The sequence below is a fragment of the Bullifex sp. genome (assembly GCF_034103065.1).
Lineage (GTDB): Bacteria > Spirochaetota > Spirochaetia > Sphaerochaetales > Sphaerochaetaceae > Bullifex.
This window is the reverse complement of record NZ_JAXEGN010000046.1, coordinates 1-2672: the sequence shown is the minus strand read 5'-3', so window position 1 is coordinate 2672 and position 2672 is coordinate 1. Positions and strand designations below refer to the sequence as shown.

The following is a 2672-nucleotide window of genomic DNA, read 5'->3' as shown; positions in this document are numbered from 1 at the left end:
CCTGGATCTACATTCATGTAAGGATCAAGCTTTTGTGCTGCAACCTTATAGCCTCTACATTTTAATAGTCGTCCAAGACTAGCTGCTGTAATTCCTTTTCCTAGTCCTGAAACAACTCCTCCTGTAACAAAAATGTGCTTTGACATATATCCTCTTTAATCTGAATAGATTCTAATTATTTGACCAGCTGCTTCTTTAGCTGAGATCCTTGCATTCATAGCACGGCGCTCAACTAAGTGGTGAGCTTCTTGCTCACTACAACCTTTTTTCTCTATTAATAGACATTTTGCTTGGCTAATTATCTTTACTTCATCAAGCTTAGTTTGAAGCTTAGAGTTCTCTCTCTTTAACTGTGATATCTTACCCCGAACAGAAGTAAGAAGTGAGAAACACTGAGATAATACCGGCATTATTATTGGCTTTGAAATAACAGCAATTCCACTATCTTTGCAATCTAAAAGAGTTTGATCAAAAAACTCTTCCTTTACAAATAAAAGTACTCCTGTATCTAAAGTAGAAGCTATCATACGAGAAAGCTCTACAGCGTTATCATCGAGTAGTGGGGAATTGACTATTAAATAGTCGTAGTATTCATCTAAAAGTATGCGTCTTGCTTTTGAGCCTGAGGTCAGAATGGTGTAAGAGGATGGGGGAGCAACCCTTGAAATAAGGGCTTCGAGGCTTTTAGCACTCTTCTCGCTTCCAGATACTATTAATATCTTATCCATCCTTTTTCCCTATGTAAGACTAAATTCCATCTCTCTTGCTACAAGTCTTGGGTTTGAACTTGATGCTGTAAGAGCCCAATCCTGTCTCTTTGCATTTAAGAAACAGCTAACTAAGTGTTGTGGTAATACTGAGTTAATAAACTCAGAGTCTGTTGCAACTTCTACCGCTTCAATTAATGATTGAGGTAGAGAATCACCTGAAAGAGAATCATCATATTTTAAATCGTTCTCAATACCTTCCATTGCTGCTCTAGTTAATAGAGTAGCTGCAATATATGGGTTTGCTGCATTGTCAGGACTACGTAATTCAATACGATTTGCATCCGCTCCTTTACCAAATGGAACACGAATAAGTAGATTTCTATTTCCTGTTCCATAAGTAATAGTACCTGGGGCTTGGTAGCCTCCTAAACGTTCATATGAGTTGACAATAGGGTTCAGAAATACGGTCATTTCTCTTATGTGTTTTAAAATACCTGCAATGACATTTTCTCTATATACAGACATATCTCTTCCATCTTTTGAAACACTGATGTTCATATGGAATCCTGAACCACTTTCTTCAAATAGTGGTTTTGGTAAGAATGATGCATAAAGACCATTTCGAGCTGCTAAAGCTTTAACCATAGATTTAAAAGAGATAATGTTATCTGTTGCATCTAGTAAGAGAGAGTGCCTAAAAACTACTTCGTTTTGACCTGGACCCTTTTCATGGTGGCTAGATTCAAACTTAAGTCCCATCTCCTCCATGGTTAAGCAAATTTCTCTTCTAATATTTTCACCTTTATCGAGTGGAGCTATATCGAAATAGCTGGCTCTATCCATCGGATTATATGTTGGGTCACCATTTTCATCTGTTTTAAATAGATAGAATTCTAGCTCTGATCCAAGATAAACCTCATAGTCCTTTTCAAAGAGTTCTCTCTCGGTTTGCTTTAGCATGTACCTAGTGTCACCTACAAAAGGTCTTCCGTCTGGGTGCTTTATGTCGCAGTAGAATCTTATTACTCTTCCTTGACTTGGACGCCAAGGAAGGAATGCCATTGTGTTTGGATCTGGAAATAATAGTAGATCAGAGTCCTCTACATTTAAAAATCCTCTAATTTGGGAAGCATCAAATCTGATACCGTCACTGAAAGCTCTTTCCAATGTAGATAGTGAGACTGAGATATTTTTGAGTTGCCCAAAAATGTCACAAAAAGCTAAACGAACGAAACTAACATCTTGTTCCTTTGCATAACTAATGATTTCTTCTGCATTAAAGCTATTAGACATGCTTCCTCCTTAGATGTTTGTATATAACTGCTTATAAGGATTTGCGCTATTAGGTTCAAGCACAAGGAAATGTTTACGCATTATTTCCTCTTTGTCCATATTAAATATAGAACAAAATTCATTGATTTTTGTTCTAATATCATATAGATCCTCTTCTCTTGCTTCTCTGCAACTTACCTGAGGAGGTAGATCAAAAGGAGGGTAGTCTGAGCGAAGATAAATTTTTCCTCCATGCATACCTGTTCCACAGAAATAACCAACTGGAGGTTTTCCGTTTTGCTTTAATCCCAGAACAATAATTGTTCCTCCTGCTTGGTACTCACCTAAGAATGAACCTGCAGCATCTCCTATGACTATTAATGGTTGCTTATCTTTATAAGCCTTCATATGAATTCCTGCACGATACCCAGCACAGTCTCTAATATATATACGTCCACCACGCATTGCATAGCCACACGCATCACCAACTGAACCATGGATGACAATTCTACCTTCGTTCATTGTATCACCAACTGCATCTTGGGCATTTTCAAATACTTCAATGCTAGAACCATCTAAATATGCACCTAATGCATTTCCTGGAACGCCATAGATATTAAAGTTTTTACCTTTCATCCCACATGCGATAAAACGTTGTCCCATAACGTTATCAAGGTCTATTTCTGATTC

At 37.5% G+C, this 2672-nt stretch carries 4 protein-coding genes; all 4 read right to left on the bottom strand.

Annotated features, from left to right (window positions below; all coding sequences use genetic code 11):
- Positions 1 to 146: hypothetical protein (locus tag SOY52_RS01855; RefSeq protein WP_320847285.1), on the bottom strand; the 146-nt coding region annotated here is incomplete at its 3' end.
- A gap of 9 nt (positions 147 to 155) precedes the next feature.
- A complete protein-coding gene (locus SOY52_RS01850) occupies positions 156 to 728 on the bottom strand; it encodes an ANTAR domain-containing response regulator (RefSeq protein ID WP_320847284.1) in 573 nt (190 codons plus the stop codon).
- Between the two features lie 9 nt (positions 729 to 737).
- Positions 738 to 2003, bottom strand: a complete 1266-nt coding sequence (locus SOY52_RS01845) for a glutamine synthetase family protein (RefSeq protein ID WP_320847283.1) — start codon at positions 2001 to 2003, stop codon at positions 738 to 740.
- Between the two features lie 9 nt (positions 2004 to 2012).
- Positions 2013 to 2672, bottom strand: a 660-nt coding sequence (locus SOY52_RS01840; RefSeq protein ID WP_320847282.1) for a glutamate synthase, incomplete at its 5' end; no start/stop codon positions are given.